Source organism: Microbacterium sp. 16-032 (assembly GCF_041079455.1).
GTDB classification, from domain to species: domain Bacteria; phylum Actinomycetota; class Actinomycetes; order Actinomycetales; family Microbacteriaceae; genus Microbacterium; species Microbacterium testaceum_A.
This window is the reverse complement of the sequence record NZ_JBFYGQ010000001.1, coordinates 112,519-130,182: the sequence shown is the minus strand read 5'-3', so window position 1 is coordinate 130,182 and position 17,664 is coordinate 112,519. Positions and strand designations below refer to the sequence as shown.

The following is a 17,664-nucleotide window of genomic DNA, read 5'->3' as shown; positions in this document are numbered from 1 at the left end:
CTCAGCCGCGCAGGGCTGCGATGTTGTCGTAGCTGCGGTCGGCGTTCGCGAGCGAGTTCCCGGGGTTCACCGGCACCGAGGAGGCGTTGTCCTGCTCGAACATGCCGAAGCGCTGACCGCGGTCGCGCAGCTGCGACAGGAACGCCGTGTAATCGATGTTCCCGGCGCCGAACTCGACGATGTCGTAGCCGTTGGCGCTGTTCGGGTTGAGCTTGCCGTCCTTGAGGTGGAGGATCGGGAACCGCCGGGGGTCGCGCTTGATGTAGTCGATCGGCTCGAACCCGGGGTAGAGGAACTTTCCGACGTGCGCCCAATAGACGTCCATCTCGAAGAACACCGTCTCGGGGTTGAGGTTCTCCCAGTAAAGGTCGTACACGCGCTCGTTGGTGTCGGTGGTGAAGCCCCACTCCTGCGCGTGGTTGTGCAGGTAGAGCTTGATGCCCGCGGCGCGACCCTTCTCGCCCATCTGGTTCCACGTGCCGATGGCCTGCATCCACGGGTCCTTGGCGAGCGGACCGCCGTAGCCTCCGGCGATGGGTCCGCCCTGGCCCAGGTGCGGCATGCCCAGCACGTGCGCGATCTCGAGCTGCTGGTCGATGTTGGACGGGGTGAGGTTGACGTGCGCACCGGTCGCGCGCAGGCCGTTGTCGTCGAGCAGCTGACGGATCTCCTGCGGCGTGATCGCGCCGACATTGCCCTGGGTGTAGCCCGCGAACTCGATCTCGGAGTAACCGATGCGGGCCAGCTCCTCGAACACGGCGCGGAAGCCCAGCGAGCTGACCTTGTCGCGGACGGTGAAGAGCTGGATGCCGATGCGGTTGACGGGGACGAGGCGCTTCCCGGCGCTGACCGGGGGAGCGGCCGCCGCGGCGCGAGCGCCGAAGGCGGTGGAGGCGGAGGCTGCGGCGGGCATGGCGGCGGCGCCGATGCCGACGGCGACGGATGACGCCGCCAGGGCCTTGAGCAGCGTGCGCCGGCTCATGGGCCGATCCGGCACCGTGGGGTGCGCGTGGTCGTGGTGGTGACTCATGACTCTCCTTCGAGGTGGGTCCGCCCCGGGGCCGGGGACGACCGTGAGGGTGGTGGGGGCCGCAGTACGCGACCCCCACCGGGGTGTTACTTCTTGACGGTCAGGTTGGCGCTGCCGCTGCTCTTCGCGATCCCGGTCGAACCGGTGTACGACGCCTGCACCTGGTAGGCGCCCTCCGCGCTGAGCTTGGGCAGGGTCACCTGGACGGTGCCGTCTGCGCCGAGCGTGCCGGTGAGGGTGGCGACGACCGCGTTGTTGCGACGGATGGTCACCGTGGCGTCACCGGTCGGGACGATGCCCGTCGACGAGGCCACCTGGACCGTGGCGGTGGCCGCCACGGCGGGCTTGACCGGCGTCGGCGAGACGGCGACCGAGGTCGTCGACTTCGCCTGCGAGACCGTGAGACGACCGATGCCGGCCGACCCCTTGAAGGTCTCGTCGGCTCCGTAAGTGGCCCGCAGGGTGTGCGTGCCGACCGGGAGGTCCGCCGGGAGGGCGACGACGGCGTTGCCGTCGGCGTCCAGGGTCGCGCGACCGAGCTCGGTGTCGCCGACCGTGAGCACGACCTCGCCCGTGGGGGCGCCGCCCTCTCCGCGCACCGACACCGTCACGTCGCCCGGGGCGCCGTAGGTGACTCGCGGGGAGCCGAGCGAGACGAGCGTGCGGGTGTCGACCGTCGGCTCGTTGGGAGCGTCGAGGTCGATCGTGAACGACACCGAACCGAGCTCCGACACGTTGCCACCGGTGTCGGTGGCGCGGTAGCGGATGTCGTAGGCGCCGTCCTGATCGAACGTCACCCCGTACTGCTGGTTCGCCGCGAGGTTCACCCAGGTCGCGCCGTTGTCGCGCGAGTACTGGACGCTCGCGAGCGTGCCGTTGTCGGCGGCCTGCACCGAGAAGCGGACCGGCTCGTTGAACACGCCGCCGACACCCGTCGGGGTGGTGGGGGCCAGCGTGTGCGCGACGGTGGGGGGCGTGACGTCTCCGACGCCGTCGCCGACCATGGTCAGCGCGTCGACGGCCAGCTCGTCGGCCGAGGTGACGTAGAGCGCTCCGGTGCCCTCGGGGGCCTCGAAGGCGATCTCGACGTCCTGCCAGCCGTTACCCGCCGGGATGGTGGCGGTCGCGAAGGGCTCGGCGTCGGCCGCTCCCCAGCGCAGCTGGACCTCGCCCGCGCCGCTGGCACGGACCACGGCCCCATCGATCCCGGCGAAGTTCACCGGGTCGAAGGCGAGGTAGTCGCCCGCTCCCAGGCCGCGGATGGCGTTGCCGCCCGAGGCGTCGGTGTCGGCGTAGGTGGTGACGCCCTCGCGACGGATCGCGTGCTCGGCCTGCTGCAGCTTCGGGTTCAGGCGAACGGTCGCCTCACCCGTGGCCGCCGGCAGTCCGTTGGCGCCGGCGTCGGTGTACGTGACCACGACCGCGCCGTAGAGCAGAGCACCGGGGCCGTGCTCGGGCGAGTTCGGGTCGGTGCGGAAGACGCCCGTGCAGCCCGTGCCCGAGACCTCGGGGTGGGCGTGCTCGTCGTGGCCGAGACCGTAGGTCCACGTCACGCGCGAGCATTCCGTGGCGTCGCCGTCCTCGGCATCCGTCGTCGTGACCTGGAACGGGATCGCCTGACCCCAGTCGAAGAACGCGCCGTTGCCGGGGAAGGCCACGGTCACCTCGGGCGCCTGGTTGCCGACCGAGATCGTGCGCGAGGTCAGACCGAAGCGTCCGCCCGGGTCGGACACGCGCAGTCGGGCGCTGTAGTTGCCCAGTTCGGTGTAGGTGTACGACGTGGTCGCGCCGGTCGCATCGTAGGTGCCGTCACCATCGAAGTCCCACTCGTAGGTGAGGGCGTCTCCGTCGGGGTCGGTCGAGGTCGACGCGTCGAACTCGACGGTCAGGGGAGCCTGCGACGACGAGGTGGGCGTCGCGGTGAAACGCGCCTGGGGCGACTTGTTGCCGGCGACGTAGTCGATGCGGTACAGACCGGCATCGGGGTTCGCGCGGAAGAAGCCGTCGCCGTAATCGAGCACGTACATCGAGCCGTCGGGCCCGATCTCCATGTCCATGGGGTTGTCGTGCGGCGGCTGGCCCAGGGTGCTGAGCGCCGCGTTCGGAAGGAAGTCCTCGATGTCGCTGACCTCGAAGGTGTCCCAGTCGAGCGTGAACGCGGCGATGTAGTCCTGCGAGAACTCGCCCATGAACGCCTTGCGGTCCCAGTGCTGCGGGAGCTTCGTGGGTGAGGGGTTGGTCTCGTCGTAGTGGTAGACGGGTCCGCCCATGGGGCCCTGGCCGGTACCGGCACCGAAATTCACCAGCTCGTCCCACGGCTGGTCGCCGGGGTTGTCGCCGTACCAGAGGGTCGCGGGCTGCGCGGGGGGAAGGTCGGTGAGACCGGTGTTCCACCGCGACTCGTTCTTGAGGTTCTGCGGGTCGAAGAACGCACCCGGCGTCGCCGTGGCGAAGTCCCAGTCGTTGTAGGCCTGGTTGTCGGCGTGGACGTAGGGCCACCCGGCGTTCTGGGGCTCGTCGAGGCTGATGGCGTTCCACTCCACCAGTCCCATGGGCCCGCGGCCAGCGGTCTGGGCCACGGCCTTCGTGGCGTCGGGGCCGTAGTCGCCCCACGACAGCGAGTTGGTCTCGATGTCGACCTCGATGCGGAACGGGTTGCGCACGCCCATCACGAAGATCTCGGGGCGGGTGAGTTCGGTTCCGGGGGCGAAGAGGTTGCCCTCGGGAATCGTGTACGAGCCGTCGTCCTCGACGTGGATGCGCAGGATCTTGCCGCGCAGGTCGTTGGTGTTGCCGGCGCCGCGGCGCGAGTCGAATCCGGGGTTGTAGCCGGGGGCGTCGTTGTTGGGCGCGAAGCCGTTCGCTCCCGGAGTGGATGCCGGGGTGTTGTCGCCCGTGCTCAGGTACAGGTTGCCGTCGGCGTCGAATCCGATGTCGGCGCCGACGTGGCAGCACTGCCCGCGCTGGACCTCGACGTCGAGGACGACCTGCTCGCTCGCGAGGTCGAGGGAGTCCCCGTTCCACTGGAAGCGGGCGAGGCGGTTCACGCCGACCCACTGGTCCCAGTAGGACTCGTCGGCCCCCGCGGGGAGGGTGTTGGGGGAGTTGCCCGCCGGGGTGTCGGCGACGCCGTCACCGTCGGCGTCGCGCGGGGAGTAGACGAGGTACACCCAGTTGTTCTCGGCGAAGTCCGGGTCGAGGGCGACCGTCTGCAGGCCGTCCTCGGAGTTGGCGTAGACGTCGAGGGTGTTGGTGACGCGCGTGACGCCGGTCGCGGGATCGGTCAGGCGCACGTCGCCGTTGCGGGCGGTGTGCAGGACGCGCTTGTCGGGGAGGACGGCGAGGTCGATGGGCTCGCCCACGTCCTTGGTGAGCAGGACGCGCTCGTAGTTGCTCCAGTCGAGGGCGCCGCCGTCTTCGCCGGTGTCGCCGGGGTCGGGGGTACCGGGGTCGGTGGGGTCGCCGTGGTCGCCCCCGGGGTCTGTCGTGCCGTGGTCGTGCCCGTCGTGCGCGAAGGCCGGGACGGGTGCGGCGGCGATGGCGCCCAGGCCCAGTGCGGTGGCCGCGAGGACCGCCGTCAACCGGGACCGGACGACCGGATGCCGAGAAGTAGAGTTCATCGTGAAACAGCTCCTGTGAATGCGTTCGAGTTGTTTTCACCGGGTCGCCACACAGTCGGTCTCAACGACTGATCGTGGCGGCCCGGGCTCTTCGTGCGGTGGCGGTCGGCCACGCGCGGTGTCTGCTCCTTACTCTTCGTCGAGTGGGAGGGGTCGCCGATCACCGCCTCTCAAGGCGGTTCGTGGGGCGAGCCTCGGGGGGATGAGGTGTCCGATTGTGGGGGACGTCGCTCGTCGTCATCCTGACGGATGTTTTTCCATAGGTCAATCAAAAGTTGCGTAATGCGCACACAACAAAAGTGCGCTTGACGCGAGCCTTGTGGTTTCCATTCGTCGCGGGCTAGCATCGCCGCACGGTGCGTCTCGCGCCGATCCCCCACCCGTCGGCGAAGGCGCCGACACGGCCGAGGAGGCCTCATGCTCCATGGACTGACCGGATGGCACCTGCTGATCGTCCTGGCGGTGATCGTCCTCCTGTTCGGGGCCGCGAAGCTGCCGGCTCTGGCGCAGAGCGTGGGCAAGTCGGCCCGCCTCTTCAAGGGCGAGCTGAAAGCGATGAAGGACGACGACGCGACGCCCCTCGCCGAATCGGCCGCGCCCGCGGCTCCCGAAGCCCGTGCCTCGGCGGTCGTCGCCGACCCGCCCCCGACCCGCTGACCCGCCGCGTTCCGATGGTCGGCCCCCGCCGCCCCCGAGCAGGGGAGTAGCCCGTGTTCTTCGGTCTCACCATCGAGAAGATGATCCTCATCGGCGTCATCGCGGCGCTCATCATCGGTCCCGAGCGGCTTCCCGCCGCGACGGAGTCCCTGCGACGCGCGCTCATCCGTGCGCGCGGCTTCGCGAAGACCGCCCAGGAGCGGGTGCGCGACGAGCTCGGCTCCGAGGTGGCCGACGTCGACTGGCAGCGACTCGACCCCCGCCAGTACGACCCGCGCCGCATCATCCGAGAAGCTCTGCTCGCCGATCCGGAGCCGACCGTCGCGCCGCGCGCCGCTTCGACGGACGCAGACGACCCGACCCCCGTCGCCGCTCGTCAGACGGAGTCGGGGCCCGGGGACGCGTCCGCTGCCCGCGCCGATACCGACCGCAACGCCGACAGCACGCGCCGCACGGCCGCGTAGGCCAGGGCGTCGGGGCGGGCGAGCGCGTCCACGTGACGCACCAGGGCGAGATCGGCGAGGGGGCGCAGCACGAGCCCGTCGACAGCGAGCGGGGTCGTCGTCGTCCGGGGCATGACGGCGACCGCCGCGCCCGCGCGGACGATCTCGGCCGTCACCGAGAACTCGTTGATGCGGTGGGCGACCTCGAGAGGGCGTCCGACGTGTGCAGACAGGTGATCGAGGACCCCGGCGAGCGGGAAGCCGGCGTGCACCGAGACCCATCGCTCGTCGACGAGGTCGGACGCACGCAGCTCGGAGCGTCGAGCGAGCGGGTGGTTCGCGGGGAGTGCGATGTCGAGGGGCTCCTCGAGCAGCGGCACCGTCACCACGCGGTCCGCGGGCCACGGCTCGTCGTGGGCGAGGCGGTGGGCGATGACGAGGTCGTGGTCGGCGGTCAGTCCGGGGAAGTCGCGGTGCGCGACGTCGGCGTCGGCGAAGTGAAGGGGCGGAGAGTTGTCGAGTTCGCGCAGGAGGGGCCCGAAGAGCGTGAGGGCGGCGCTGTGGAAGGCCGAGACGCGCACCGGGCGATCGCTCGCGTCGAGAAAGGCGCCGACGGCCTCGCGTGCACCCACGAGGGCCTCGTCGACCCGCGTTCCCGCTGCGGCGAGGGCTTCGCCGGCCGGGGTGAGCGCGAGGGCGCGCCCGACGCGCCGGGTGAGGGGAACGGGAACGTGGGCCTGCAGGGCGGCCAGCTGCTGCGAGACCGCGGAGGCCGACACGTGCTGCGCCGCCGCGACGGCGGCGACGCTCCCTCGGTCGCGGAGTTCGCGCAGCACGCGCAGGTGAGCCACATCCATAAGTCAGAACTTACGCCATCGTAAAGAACATGCCGCTTGTTCTTCCGGGTTGCCGCGGGGGATCGTGGGGGAGTGACCCGCCGTGTTCCCGAGATCCTCGTCGACGTCCTCCTCATCGCCGTCGCGGCGGTATGGGGGGCGAGCTTCCTCGCCGCGAAAGAATTGGTCGCCGAGACGGGGGTCGCCTCGGGCGTGGCCCTGCGCTTCGTCGTCGCGGCGAGTGCTCTCGGCATCCTGTGTCTTCTTCGTCGGGAGCGGATGCCGCGCGGTCGCGGTCTGGTGATCGCCGCGCTTCTCGGCTGCTCGCAGGCGGCGGTGATCGGGCTCGAGACCGCGGGCGTGCATCTGACCTCGGCGACCAACGCGGGCCTGCTGATCAGCCTGGCCCTCGTCTTCACCCCGGTGCTGGAAAGCATCGCGGCGCGCTCGTGGCTCCCGCGGTCGTACTTCGTCGCGGCTGTGGCCGCGGTCGCCGGGGTCGCCCTGCTCGTCTCGGGCGGGGGTCTGCGGGCCCCCAACCTCGGCGATGCGCTCGTCATCGCGGCGGCGGTCGTCCGCGCCGTGCACGTCACCGCGAGCGGGCACCTCACCCGTGGGCGAGAGGACAGCACCCTCGCTGTCGTGTTCGTGCAGCTCGTCGTGTGCGCTCTCGCCTCGACAGCCGTGGCCGGGGCCGATCTTCCGCCCGCGGTGGCGGGGCTCTCGGCGGCCGGCTGGGCCGACGCGATCTTCCTCGGCCTGCTGTGCTCGGTGTTCGCCTTCGTGGTTCAGCTCTGGGCGGTGCGGCGCACCTCGGCGACCCGCGCGAGCATCCTGATGGGCACGGAGCCGGTCTGGGCGCTCGCCGTGGGCGTGGCGATCGGGGGTGAGGCCGTCGGTCTTCCCGGACTCGCCGGCGCCGCGCTCATCATCGCCGCGTCGTACGCGGGACAGGCGATCGAGCGTCGGCACCGCCGCTCGCGCGCGGAGGCGAGCGGCGGCGCCGACGGCGAAGCGGTCAGCTCCGGTCGGCGGTCGGTCGCCGCCACCGGCCCCAGATCGTCGCCGTGAGCCCCGCCGCCACCAACGCGACGGCGAGGAGGACCGAGGCGATCTCGCCTCCGGTGACCGGCAGTCCGCCCCCGGGGGATCCGGGGCCGGCGCCGGGCGGCGGCGAGCAGTCGACGGTGCAGGTGGCGGTCGGGAGCGGAGTGATCTCAACGGTGACGCCCACGCCGTCGTCGGCGACGGCCATGGGGATGAAGAGCAGGTCGCTCATGAGACCTCCACCGCCTCGCGCCGACCCTCTTCGCGAGCGCGGGCCACGAGATCGTCGAGGCGCTGGCGGGATCGACGACGACCCGACGCGACGGCCGCGACGATGAGGGCGACGCCGACCGCGGCGGCGAGGTGCACCCACGGAACCGCCCACACCGTCACGCTGCGCGTCACGGGAGCTGCGGCGAGCGTCGAGTCGGGCACCGCGGCATCCACCGTCACGTCCTTCGTCAGCACGAACAGCGGCCACACGGGCTGGGGCTCGGAGCGCACGTCCCGGGACTCGCCGGGCAGCAGCACTCCGCGCTCCGTCGTCGTCGCCTCGGCCGCGTCGCTCACGGCGAGGGCGGTGTTCCCGGTGTTCTCCGCCGTGTAGGCGTAGGTGATCGACCCCGGCGCGAAGAGGTTCCACGACGGCGTGTATTCCGCGCGGACCTCGCCGACGCCCACCGACGGGGCCAGCTGCCCGGTCACGCGGGTCGACACGCGGAAGCCGACGCGACTGTCGACACCGACCCTCGTCCCGTCCGCTCCCGGGGAGGTGGATCGGACGGATGCCGAGACCCCGGCCGCGTGGTCTCCGGGGGTGGCGTTCTGCGGCACGGCGATCTTGAACGACACGACCCGCGTCTCGTTGGGCGCGAGCGTGACCGTCGGTTCGACCGTGATCCACGTGCCGGCGTCGGTCGAGGTGCGGTCGGCGGGGAGCATCGTGAAGCGCCCCGTCTCGGTGTAGTAGCCGTCCGCGGCGCTCAGGGCGAAGGTCGCCTCGCGCTCGCTGAAGTTCTTCACGGCGAGGTGCTCGGTGACGCGTTGACCCGGGTCGAGTTCGACCTGCATCACGCGGCGGCCGTCCGGCCCCGCGGCCGAGGCCGGGGTGACCGACCAGGTGACCGCGGAGTCGGCGGCGTCGTCGGCCAGGGCGGGCGGGGCCGCCGCGAGGGCGATCGCGGCCACGAAGACACCCGCCATGCCGGCGGATGCTCCGCGCGCGAGCGCGACCCTCATCTCGGTGCTCACCCCTCGAGCAGGGTCAGGGTGATGGTGGCCGAGTACGCCCCGGGTGCCACGGTGGCCGGCGTCTTCAGCAGCAGGCCGGCGGTGGCGGAGTACGAACCGCCGGCGGCGTCCGCTGCGCTGTCGACGTTGGCGAGGAGCTCGGCGTCGACGAAGCCACCCGTGCCGGGGTCGACGTCGTCTCCGGGGGCGACCACCTGCGACCCGCCCGCGGGGTTGCCCGAGACGATGTCGGGGTACCAGCCGAAGCTGTCCGCCGACGAGATCGCGGGCTGGCCGGCGCTGCCGGTGAAGTCGCTGATCGCTCCCATGACGTACCAGAACGATTCCGGGTCGATGTTCTCGGCGAGACGGGTGTCGGTGACGGTGACCGTGGGCAGGGTGCCCGCGAAGGTGCGGTCGGTGCCGGACGCCTCGCCTTCGGTCAGCGTGGTCGCATCGTCCGCGACGGTGAGGGCGAGGACGCCGGGCTCCGCCGCGGGGGCGATCTCGACCTGCACGTCGATGCTGTCCTCGTCGGCGGCGAAGGCGCTGCCACCGCCCGCGGCGGCGAGGATGCCGACCCCGAGGGCGGCGACTCCGATGCGGGCCGACAGGCCGCGACGGGAGGTGAAGGACATGAGTGCTCCGTTCTTCCACCGGGGTCGGTGGAGTCGTCGGCGGGCGCCGGCGGGTGGTCGGGACGAGCGGCGAGGCGCCGATCGGCGAACGAGGGATGCCGTCGTTTCGGGCGGGCGCGGCGGACTCGGGGGAGCCTCGTGGCGGCGCTGTCACGGGTCGGTTCTGCGGGTTCGTTGCGACAGTAGTGCGGCTTCGGTGAGTCGTCAAGCAAAAGATGACTGATCGTCGGAATGGCGAGATTCGGTGATTTTTCCGCGCTTTACCGGGATATTCGGCCGCAATGGCCCAGGCGAAGGTTCTCGAAGGCGCCTCTGACTCGTTCCTGCGAGCAGTTCTTAACGCAAATTAGTCAAGTTTTGTAGACGTATCGACAAAAGACTCCTACAGTGACCACGGTCGAGGGCGACCTGTGCGATCCGAGCGGTCGACGCCGCCCCCGCCGCTGATCCGAAGGAGCAATGATGCCCGTACCCGCTGTCTTGTCCGGCCCCCGCCGGCGCAGCACCCGTGTCGCGAGGACCCTCGCGGCCGGTCTCCTGGGCGGAGCACTCGTGGCCACAGGAGCGATCCTGCCCGCCGGTGCCGCCGTCGCCCCCGCCGTCAACACCCCGGCGGACCTGCCCAAGCAAGAACCGGGTGTGACGCTTCGCACCTACTCCACCCCGCCCCTCACCGAGCTCTGCACGCTGAAGTCGGGCCAGACCCCGAACGTCGACAAGCTCATGTCGACGATCGACTGGCGCACCGACGAGCAGTTCGGCGCGGGCGACAACTTCATCACGCACGCCCTGGCCAACCTCACCGTCAGCACGCCCGGTCAGTACGCCTTCCGCCTGACGAGCGACGACGGCTCGCGCCTCACCCTCGACGGCACGCAGCTGATCGACAACGACGGACTGCACGGAGCGGAATCCGTCGAGGGCACCGTCACGCTCGACGTGGGAGTCCACGACCTGTTCGTCGAGATGTTCGAGGCCACCAACGGCCAGCAGCTCACCGTCGAATGGAAGGTCCCGGGCTCCTCGAGCTTCACCGTCATCCCCAACAGCGTGCTCAGCACCGAGGCGGGTGTCGTGCGCGTCACCGCCCCCGGGACGAAGTACTGCGAGGGCAGCACCGACTCCGCCGGCGACGGTCTGCGCCTGGATGCCGTGAACCCCAACTACACGCTCGTGAACCTGCGCCCCGAGGGCTTCAACCCCAAGGTGTCGGGCCTGGCCTTCCTCGGCAACGGCGATCTCGCCGTGCTGACCACCGGCTCGGTCAACTCCGGGGGATGGGACACCTCGACCCCCGGCAAGGTCTTCGTGCTGAAGGGCGCCCAGGCGGCCGACGGACCCGAGGACGTCACCGTCGTCGAGGCGGCCGGCGGTCTGCTGAACCCGATGGGCATCGACGTCATCGACGACAAGATCTACGTCTCGGAGCGCTACCAGCTCACCGAGCTCAGCGACACGAACGGCGACGGCTCGTACGAGACGAAGCGCAAGGTCGCCGAGTACCCCTCGGGCAACAACTTCCACGAGTTCGCCTTCGGCCTGATCCACGACGAGAAGAACTTCTACGTCAACCTCTCGGTCGCGATCGACAACGGCGGGGCGACCACCAACCCGCAGCCGGCGAGGAACCGCGGCACCTCGGTCAAGATCGACCGCGCCACCGGGGCGATCAGCTACGTCGCCGGCGGTCTGCGGACCCCCAACGGCGTGGCCTTCGGTCCCGAGAACGAACTCTTCGCGATGGACAACCAGGGTGCCTGGCTGCCCGCGAACAAGCTCGTCAACGTCAAGCAGGATCGCTTCTTCAACCACTACACGAACCCCGCGGGCCCGTTCGATCAGAACCCCGTCACGCCTCCCGTCGTGTGGATCCCGCAGAACGAGATCGGCAACTCCCCGAGCACGCCCATCATGCTGAAGGACGGTCCCTTCGCGGGACAGATGATGTTCGGCGACGTCACCTACGGCGGCCTGCAGCGCGCCTTCCTCGAGAAGGTGGACGGCGAGTTCCAGGGCGCGGTCTTCCGCCACTCCGCGGGCTTCGAGGTCGGCGTCAACCGCGTCATCGAGGGCCCCGACACGTCGCTGTACATCGGCGGCACCGGAGAAGGCGGCAACTGGGGTGAGGCGGGCAAGCTCACCTACGGCCTGCAGAAGCTCGTCCCGAACACCACGCAGAACGCCTTCGACATGAAATCCATGAAGGTCGTCGAGGGCGGATTCGAGATCGAGTACACCCAGCCCCTCTCCGACGAGACGCTGGCGAACCTCGCCTCTGCGTACCGGGCCGAGCAGTGGCGCTACCTGCCCACCTCCACCTACGGCGGACCCAAGGTCGACGAGGAGATCCTCTCGCTCACCGGCGCGACGGCATCCGCCGACCGCAAGACGGTCACCGTCTCGTTCGACGGTCTGAAGCAAGGCCGCGTCGTGCACCTGCGCTCGCCGCAGCCTTTCGCCGCAGCCAGTGGCGACATGCTGTGGAGCACCGAGGCCTGGTACACGCTCAACTCGCTGCCGGGCTACGTCTCGCCGGCCGACCAGGGCTGGTACGAGGCCGAGGAGGCCCGCCTGATCGGCGGCGCCAAGTTCGACGCCGAGCACAGCGGTTACTCGGGAGCCGGCTTCGCCGGCGGCATGTGGCAGGCCGGATCCGCGTTCGAGTTCACGGTGAACGCCGAGACCGCGGGCACCGTCCCCGTCTCGGTGCGCTATTCCAACGGCCCGAACCCCGCGCCCGGCTCCAAGGACGTCAACCTCTACGTCAACGGTCAGAACCTCGGGAAGTGGGACTTCGCCTCCACGGGCGACTGGAAGACCTGGGCCACGATCACGCGGGACATGCCGCTGGTCGCCGGGACGAACACCATCGCGCTGAAGTACGAGACGGGCAACAAGGGCAACATCAACGTCGACGTCCTGTCGATCGGCACCGCCGACATCTGCGCCCCGTCGCAGGTCGAGGACGGCTACCGCCCGCTCTTCGACGGCACGCTCGAGAGCCTGAACGCCGGGTGGCGCATGGCCGGCCCCGGCGGCTTCGGTCGACAGAACGACTGCAGCATCCGCGGCGAAGGCGGCATGGGCCTGCTCTGGCACAAGGCGCAGGAGCTGAACGAGTACAGCCTCAAGCTGGACTGGAAGCTCATCGCCGATCACAACGGCGGCGTCTTCGTCGGGTTCCCCGACCCGAAGAACGACCCGTGGATCGCGGTCAACCAGGGCTACGAGATCCAGATCGACGCGTCCGACGCCGCCGATCGCACCACCGGTGCGATCTACACCTTCCAGGGTGCGGATGCCGACGCGGTGAAGGCCTCGCTCAAGCCCGTCGGCCAGTGGAACGCGTACGAGATCGTCGTGAAGGGGCAGACCATCAAGATCTTCCTCAACGGCACGCTGGTGAACGACTTCACCAGCACCGATCCCGCTCGCGACCTCTCGCAGGGCTTCATCGGCCTGCAGAACCACGGTGGTGGGGAGGCGGTGTCGTACCGCAACGTCCGCGTCAAGGACATCGACGAGCCGGCCCCCCTCGCGGTGACCGCCTCGGCCGAGGTCAAGTGCCTGGCCAAGAAGGCATCGGTGACGGCCCGCGCGACCAACACCGACACGGTGCCGGTCGACGTGACGCTCACGACGGCGTGGGGCGAGCGGATCATCCCCGCCGTCCAGCCCGGGGCGACGGTGTTCCACACCTTCACCACCCGCGCCGCGTCCGTCCCCGCGGGCGAGGCGACGGTGACCGCGACCGGCGACGGTCGCACCGGCGGGGCCACGGCCTCGTACGCGGCCAAGAGCTGCGGCTGATCCCCCCAGCGCCCCCGGCGGCGGACTCGCGTCCGTCGCCGGGGGCGCTCCCTCATGTCCCAGAGGTCCCCATGCTCTCCTCCCTCGGCCGCCGCATGAGCCGGCACCGCCTTCTCGTCCTCCTCGCCTGGTCCGTGCTCGTCGTCGGCGGCGGGGCCCTCGCCGGTGACGCCTTCGACCGCACCGTCTCGGTCGCCGACGCCCCGGCCGGCAGTGAGTCCTTGCGCGCCACCGAACGCCTCGACGCCCTCGATCCCGAGGGGGAGATCATCACCGCCGTCGTCCGCGGCGAGGACTTCTTCTCCCCGACGCTGCGCGACAGCGCGACCGCCGTCATGGCCTCGGTCCGCGCCGTCCCCGGGGTCGCCGAGGTGACCGACGCCTACACCGCGGGTGGAGCCATCGGTGACGACGGCCGCTCGTCCCTGGTCGTCGTCGAACTCGCGATCGGTCTCACCGGCGACGAGGCCGTCGCCACGGCATCCGCCGTCTCCGACCTTCTCCACGAGATCGACGCGCCCGAGGTCCTCGTCGGCGGCCCCCTCCTGGCCGAAGAGGCCTTCGTCGATCGGGCGACCAGCGACGCGGCGATCGGCGAAGGCGTCGCGATCCTCGTCCTCGTCGTGCTGCTCACCCTCGCGCTCGGCTCGCTGCGCATCGCCCTCGTCCCCGTCGTCGCCGCTCTCGCCGCGATCGCCCCGACGCTCGCGATCCTGGGTCTGCTCGCCCGCGTCGTCGACGTCAACGAGTTCGCGGTGAACGTCGTCACGATCCTGGGCCTCGGCCTCGCCGTCGACTACAGCCTTCTCGTGGTGCTGCGCCTCCGCGAGGAACGCACCGCCGATCCCACCGCGCCCCTCGACGAGCTCGTCGCCCGCGCCGTCTCGGGGGCCGGCCGCGCGGTTCTCGTGTCGGGTCTCGCCGTGGCCGTGGCCCTGCTCGGCATCCTGATCCTCGGCGACCCCCTGCTCTCGGGGATGGCGCTCGGCGGTGCGGTCGTCGTCGCGGTCGCCACCGTCGCGGGCCTGACGCTCGTGCCGGCCGCGCTGTCGTTCCTGCATCGCGCGCTCCCGTCCGCCGGGGCGCGCACGTGGGCGCGCCCGTGGGCGGGCCGGGCGTCGCGCGAGGGACTGCTGGCCCGCTCGACCCGTCTGGCCCAGCGCCGACCGGGGATCGTCGCCGTCTCGGCCGCGGCGGTGATGCTGCTGCTCGCCGCTCCCGTGGCATCCCTCGCGCTCGACGACTCCGACATCCGCTCCCTTCCCGCGGCGGCCGAGGAACGACGCGCGTACGAGGCGACGACGACGGGCTTCACCGGGATCGGGATCGAGCCCGTCACGGTCGTGCTCGACGGATCGATCCAGGATGCCGCCGTCACCGGCGTCCTCGACCGGATCGCGGCCCTGCCCGACGTCGCCGACGCCGACGTGGTGCAGGGGCTGCCGCCCGAGATCACCGCGGTCGCCTTCACCCCCGTCGGCGAGAGCGCCACGGGAGACGCGGCGCAGCGGCTCGTGACCGCGGTGCGCGGTCTCTCAACGCCCGTCCCCGTCGAGGTCACGGGCCCCGCCGCCTCGCTCATCGACACGCGCGATCACCTGGCCGCGCGCCTGCCGTGGGCCCTGGTCATCGTCGCCGCGGCGAGCTTCGCCCTGCTCTTCGCGCTCACCCGCTCGCTCGTGGTCCCGCTGAAGGCGCTCCTGCTCGCCGCCCTCACGGTGGCCTCGACCCTGGGCGTGCTCACCGCCGTCTTCGGGTGGGGCTGGGGCGCCCCTCTGCTCGGGTTCGAGCCCCGCGGCACGCTCGATGTGACCACCCCCCTGCTGATCGGGCTGCTCGCCTTCGGGCTCACGATGGACTACGAGGTGTTCCTGTTGTCGCGCATCACCGAGGGCTGGCGCGCGCGAGGGCGCTCCGCCGACCCGCGCACGGCGAACGCCGAGGCCGTGCGCCACGGCATCACCCGCACCGGCCCCGTCGTGACGCTGGCCGCGGCGGCGATCTCCGTCGTCTTCGTCGGCTTCGCGTTCGGCGAGCTGGTCGCGATGAAAGAGATCGGGGTGGGCATGGTGATCGCGGTGGTCCTCGATGTCACCGTCGTCCGCGGACTCCTCCTCCCTGCGCTCATGACGCTCCTCGGTCGCGCGAACTGGTGGCCGAACGCGCGTCGCCCGATCCCGGTGCCCGCCGAACCGACGCCCGCCGTCGATCGCCGCGTGCCCGTGCGGTCGTAGGCTGGAGACATGCACGGCGAGTACAAGGTCCCCGGCGGGAAGTTGGTCGTCGTCGACCTCGAAGAGCGCGAGGGCCGTATCCACGGCTTCCACCTCGCGGGCGACTTCTTCCTCGAGCCCGACGACGCCCTCGACGACATCGACGCGGCCGTCAACGGCCTCGCGGTGGAGTCCGACGTCCCCACGATCGCCGCGGCCATCCGCGCGGCCCTCCCCGAGGGGGCCCAGCTGCTCGGCTTCACGCCCGAATCGGTGGCGACCGCGATCCGCCGCGCCCTGGTCACCGCGCCGGGATGGGCCGACTTCGAGTGGGAGGTCGTCCACGACGGCCCCGTCTCGCCGCGCATGAACCTCGCGCTCGACGAGGTCCTCACCACCCGCGTGGGCGCGGGGCTGCGCAAACCCACCCTGCGCCTGTGGGAGTGGGACGAGAGCGCCGTCGTCATCGGCTCGTTCCAGTCGCTGCGCAACGAGGTCGACCCCGCGGGGGCGGCGAAGCACGGATTCGACGTCGTGCGCCGCATCTCGGGCGGGGGCGCCATGATGATGGCCGCGAACTCGATCGTGACGTACTCGCTGTACGTGCCGGCATCCCTCGTCGCCGGTATGACGTTCGCCGACTCGTACGCGTTCCTCGACGACTGGGTGCTGCAGGCGCTGCGCTCGCTCGGCATCGACGCGGTGTACCAGCCGCTCAACGACATCGCGGGTCCCCACGGCAAGATCGGCGGGGCCGCCCAGAAGCGCCTCGCCAACGGGGGCGTGCTGCACCACGCCACCCTCAGCTACGACATGGACGGTCAGGTGCTCACCGAGGTGCTCCGCATCGGCCGCGAGAAGCTCAGCGACAAGGGGACCGTGTCGGCCGCCAAGCGCGTCGACCCCTTGCGCAGCCAGACCGGTCTGCCTCGCGCCGAGGTCATCGAACGGTTCATCCAGACCTTCACCACGCTCTACGGGGCGACGCCCGGGCACATCAGCGACGAGGAGTACGCCGAGGCCCAGGCCCTGGTCGACTCGAAGTTCGCCACCGACGCGTGGCTGCAGCGCGTCCCGTGAGCGCCGAGAACCTCGCCGACGCTCCCGCACCGGGTGGCGTCGAGATCCACCACGCCGACAATCTCACGGTCACGCCGCGCTACCCCGACGGCTCCTTCGCTCTCGTCTACCTCGACCCGCCCTTCAACACGGGGCGCACCCGCTCGAAGGCCGTGGAGTCCGCGACGCGCAAGGCGCCGGTGGACGAGACTACGGATGCCGCCGCGCCCGATGCCGCGGCATCCGTCGACGATCCGAACATGCTCGACTTCCCTGAAGAAGAGCCGCCCCCGCCTCCCGTGGTGCAGCGCGGCTTCCACGGCCGGGAGTACGCGCGCCTGCGCGGCGACCTGCGCACCTACGACGACCGGTTCGACGACTACTGGGGCTTCCTCGAGCCGCGGCTCGTCGAGGCCTGGCGCCTGCTCGCCGACGACGGCACGCTCTACCTGCACCTCGACTACCGCGAGGTGCACTACGCCAAGGTCATGTGCGACGCGCTCTTCGGTCGCGACCACTTCTTGAACGAGCTGATCTGGGCCTACGACTACGGCGCCAAGACCAAGCGCCGCTGGCCCACCAAGCACGAGACGATCCTCGTGTACGTCAAGAACCCGTCGGCGTACTTCTTCGACTCCGATGCCGTGGACCGCGAGCCCTACATGGCCCCGGGGCTCGTCACGGCCGAGAAGGCCGCGCGCGGCAAGATGCCCACCGACGTCTGGTGGCACACGATCGTGCCGACCACGGGCCGCGAGAAGACCGGCTATCCGACGCAGAAGCCCGAGGGGGTGCTGCGCCGCATGGTGCAGGCGTCCTCGCGCCCCGGCGATCGGGTGCTCGACATGTTCGCCGGCAGTGGCACGCTCGGCGCCGTCGCCGCCCCTCTGGGACGGAACTCGGTGCTCATCGACGACAACGCCGATGCGGTGGCCGTGATGCACAAGCGCCTCGAGCCGTACGCGGACTGAGCGCGACGCGGCTGGCGCGTTCGCGGGGGTGGGGCGGTGTTTTCCCGCCCCGAGCGCAAAATCCCGCCCCGAACCCCCGGCCCGCACCCGGCTCCGTGAGAAGCCCGCCC

Annotated in this window: 13 protein-coding genes; 7 read left to right on the top strand and 6 right to left on the bottom strand. The window is 70.9% G+C overall.

The window, feature by feature from the left end; all coding sequences use genetic code 11:
* Window position 1: 1 nt before the first annotated feature.
* Both AB6V31_RS00515 and AB6V31_RS00510 read right to left on the bottom strand, forming a co-directional pair.
* Window positions 2-982: a sugar phosphate isomerase/epimerase family protein gene (locus AB6V31_RS00515; protein ID WP_369363353.1), complete on the bottom strand. Its 981-nt coding sequence runs from the start codon at window positions 980-982 to the stop codon at window positions 2-4.
* Window positions 983-1,116: 134 nt separating this feature from the next.
* Complete coding sequence (locus AB6V31_RS00510; RefSeq protein ID WP_369363351.1) at window positions 1,117-4,650, bottom strand: PQQ-dependent sugar dehydrogenase; 3,534 nt, start codon at window positions 4,648-4,650, stop codon at window positions 1,117-1,119.
* 417 nt (window positions 4,651-5,067) lie between these two features.
* Here AB6V31_RS00510 and tatA point away from each other — a divergent pair, with 417 nt between their 5' ends.
* Window positions 5,068-5,307 (top strand): twin-arginine translocase TatA/TatE family subunit, encoded by a 240-nt coding sequence (tatA, locus tag AB6V31_RS00505; RefSeq protein ID WP_056224398.1) that lies wholly within the window; start codon window positions 5,068-5,070, stop codon window positions 5,305-5,307.
* 53 nt (window positions 5,308-5,360) lie between these two features.
* The gene (locus tag AB6V31_RS00500; RefSeq protein WP_074694750.1) at window positions 5,361-5,771 is read left to right on the top strand and encodes a twin-arginine translocase TatA/TatE family subunit; all 411 of its coding nucleotides are present in this window, start codon (window positions 5,361-5,363) and stop codon (window positions 5,769-5,771) included.
* On the opposite strand, the gene AB6V31_RS00495 is transcribed toward AB6V31_RS00500, so the two are convergent.
* Complete coding sequence (locus AB6V31_RS00495; protein WP_369363349.1) at window positions 5,684-6,607, bottom strand: LysR family transcriptional regulator; 924 nt, start codon at window positions 6,605-6,607, stop codon at window positions 5,684-5,686. The two genes, AB6V31_RS00500 and AB6V31_RS00495, sit on opposite strands and share 88 nt — an antisense overlap.
* Window positions 6,608-6,679: 72 nt before the next feature.
* Between AB6V31_RS00495 and AB6V31_RS00490 the strand changes: the two genes are divergently transcribed.
* A complete protein-coding gene (locus AB6V31_RS00490; RefSeq protein ID WP_369363347.1) occupies window positions 6,680-7,657 on the top strand; it encodes a DMT family transporter in 978 nt (325 codons plus the stop codon).
* Here AB6V31_RS00490 and AB6V31_RS00485 read toward each other — a convergent pair.
* From AB6V31_RS00485 to AB6V31_RS00475, 3 genes are read right to left on the bottom strand one after another with little or no spacing between them, the layout of a single operon-like run.
* The gene (locus AB6V31_RS00485) at window positions 7,605-7,865 is read right to left on the bottom strand and encodes a hypothetical protein (RefSeq protein WP_369363346.1); all 261 of its coding nucleotides are present in this window, start codon (window positions 7,863-7,865) and stop codon (window positions 7,605-7,607) included. The two genes, AB6V31_RS00490 and AB6V31_RS00485, sit on opposite strands and share 53 nt — an antisense overlap.
* Window positions 7,862-8,884, bottom strand: a complete 1,023-nt coding sequence (locus AB6V31_RS00480) for a DUF916 domain-containing protein (protein ID WP_369363345.1) — start codon at window positions 8,882-8,884, stop codon at window positions 7,862-7,864. Before AB6V31_RS00480 ends, AB6V31_RS00485 begins: the two co-directional genes overlap by 4 nt.
* The gene (locus AB6V31_RS00475) at window positions 8,881-9,501 is read right to left on the bottom strand and encodes a hypothetical protein (RefSeq protein ID WP_056224391.1); all 621 of its coding nucleotides are present in this window, start codon (window positions 9,499-9,501) and stop codon (window positions 8,881-8,883) included. The genes AB6V31_RS00480 and AB6V31_RS00475 overlap by 4 nt, the downstream gene beginning before the upstream one ends.
* Window positions 9,502-9,963: 462 nt before the next feature.
* On the opposite strand from AB6V31_RS00475, the gene AB6V31_RS00470 reads away from it, so the two are divergent.
* The 4 genes from AB6V31_RS00470 (at window position 9,964) to AB6V31_RS00455 (ending at window position 17,554) form a co-directional block, all read left to right on the top strand.
* A complete protein-coding gene (locus AB6V31_RS00470) occupies window positions 9,964-13,311 on the top strand; it encodes a family 16 glycoside hydrolase (protein WP_369363343.1) in 3,348 nt (1,115 codons plus the stop codon).
* Between the two features lie 71 nt (window positions 13,312-13,382).
* Window positions 13,383-15,545, top strand: a complete 2,163-nt coding sequence (locus AB6V31_RS00465) for an MMPL family transporter (RefSeq protein WP_369363341.1) — start codon at window positions 13,383-13,385, stop codon at window positions 15,543-15,545.
* A 9-nt stretch (window positions 15,546-15,554) separates the two neighbouring features.
* Window positions 15,555-16,604 carry a biotin/lipoate A/B protein ligase family protein gene (locus AB6V31_RS00460; protein WP_144784352.1) on the top strand — a complete coding sequence of 350 codons (1,050 nt, stop codon included), beginning with the start codon at window positions 15,555-15,557 and terminating at the stop codon, window positions 16,602-16,604.
* The gene (locus tag AB6V31_RS00455; RefSeq protein WP_369363339.1) at window positions 16,583-17,554 is read left to right on the top strand and encodes a site-specific DNA-methyltransferase; all 972 of its coding nucleotides are present in this window, start codon (window positions 16,583-16,585) and stop codon (window positions 17,552-17,554) included. The genes AB6V31_RS00460 and AB6V31_RS00455 overlap by 22 nt, the downstream gene beginning before the upstream one ends.
* Window positions 17,555-17,664: the final 110 nt, after the last annotated feature.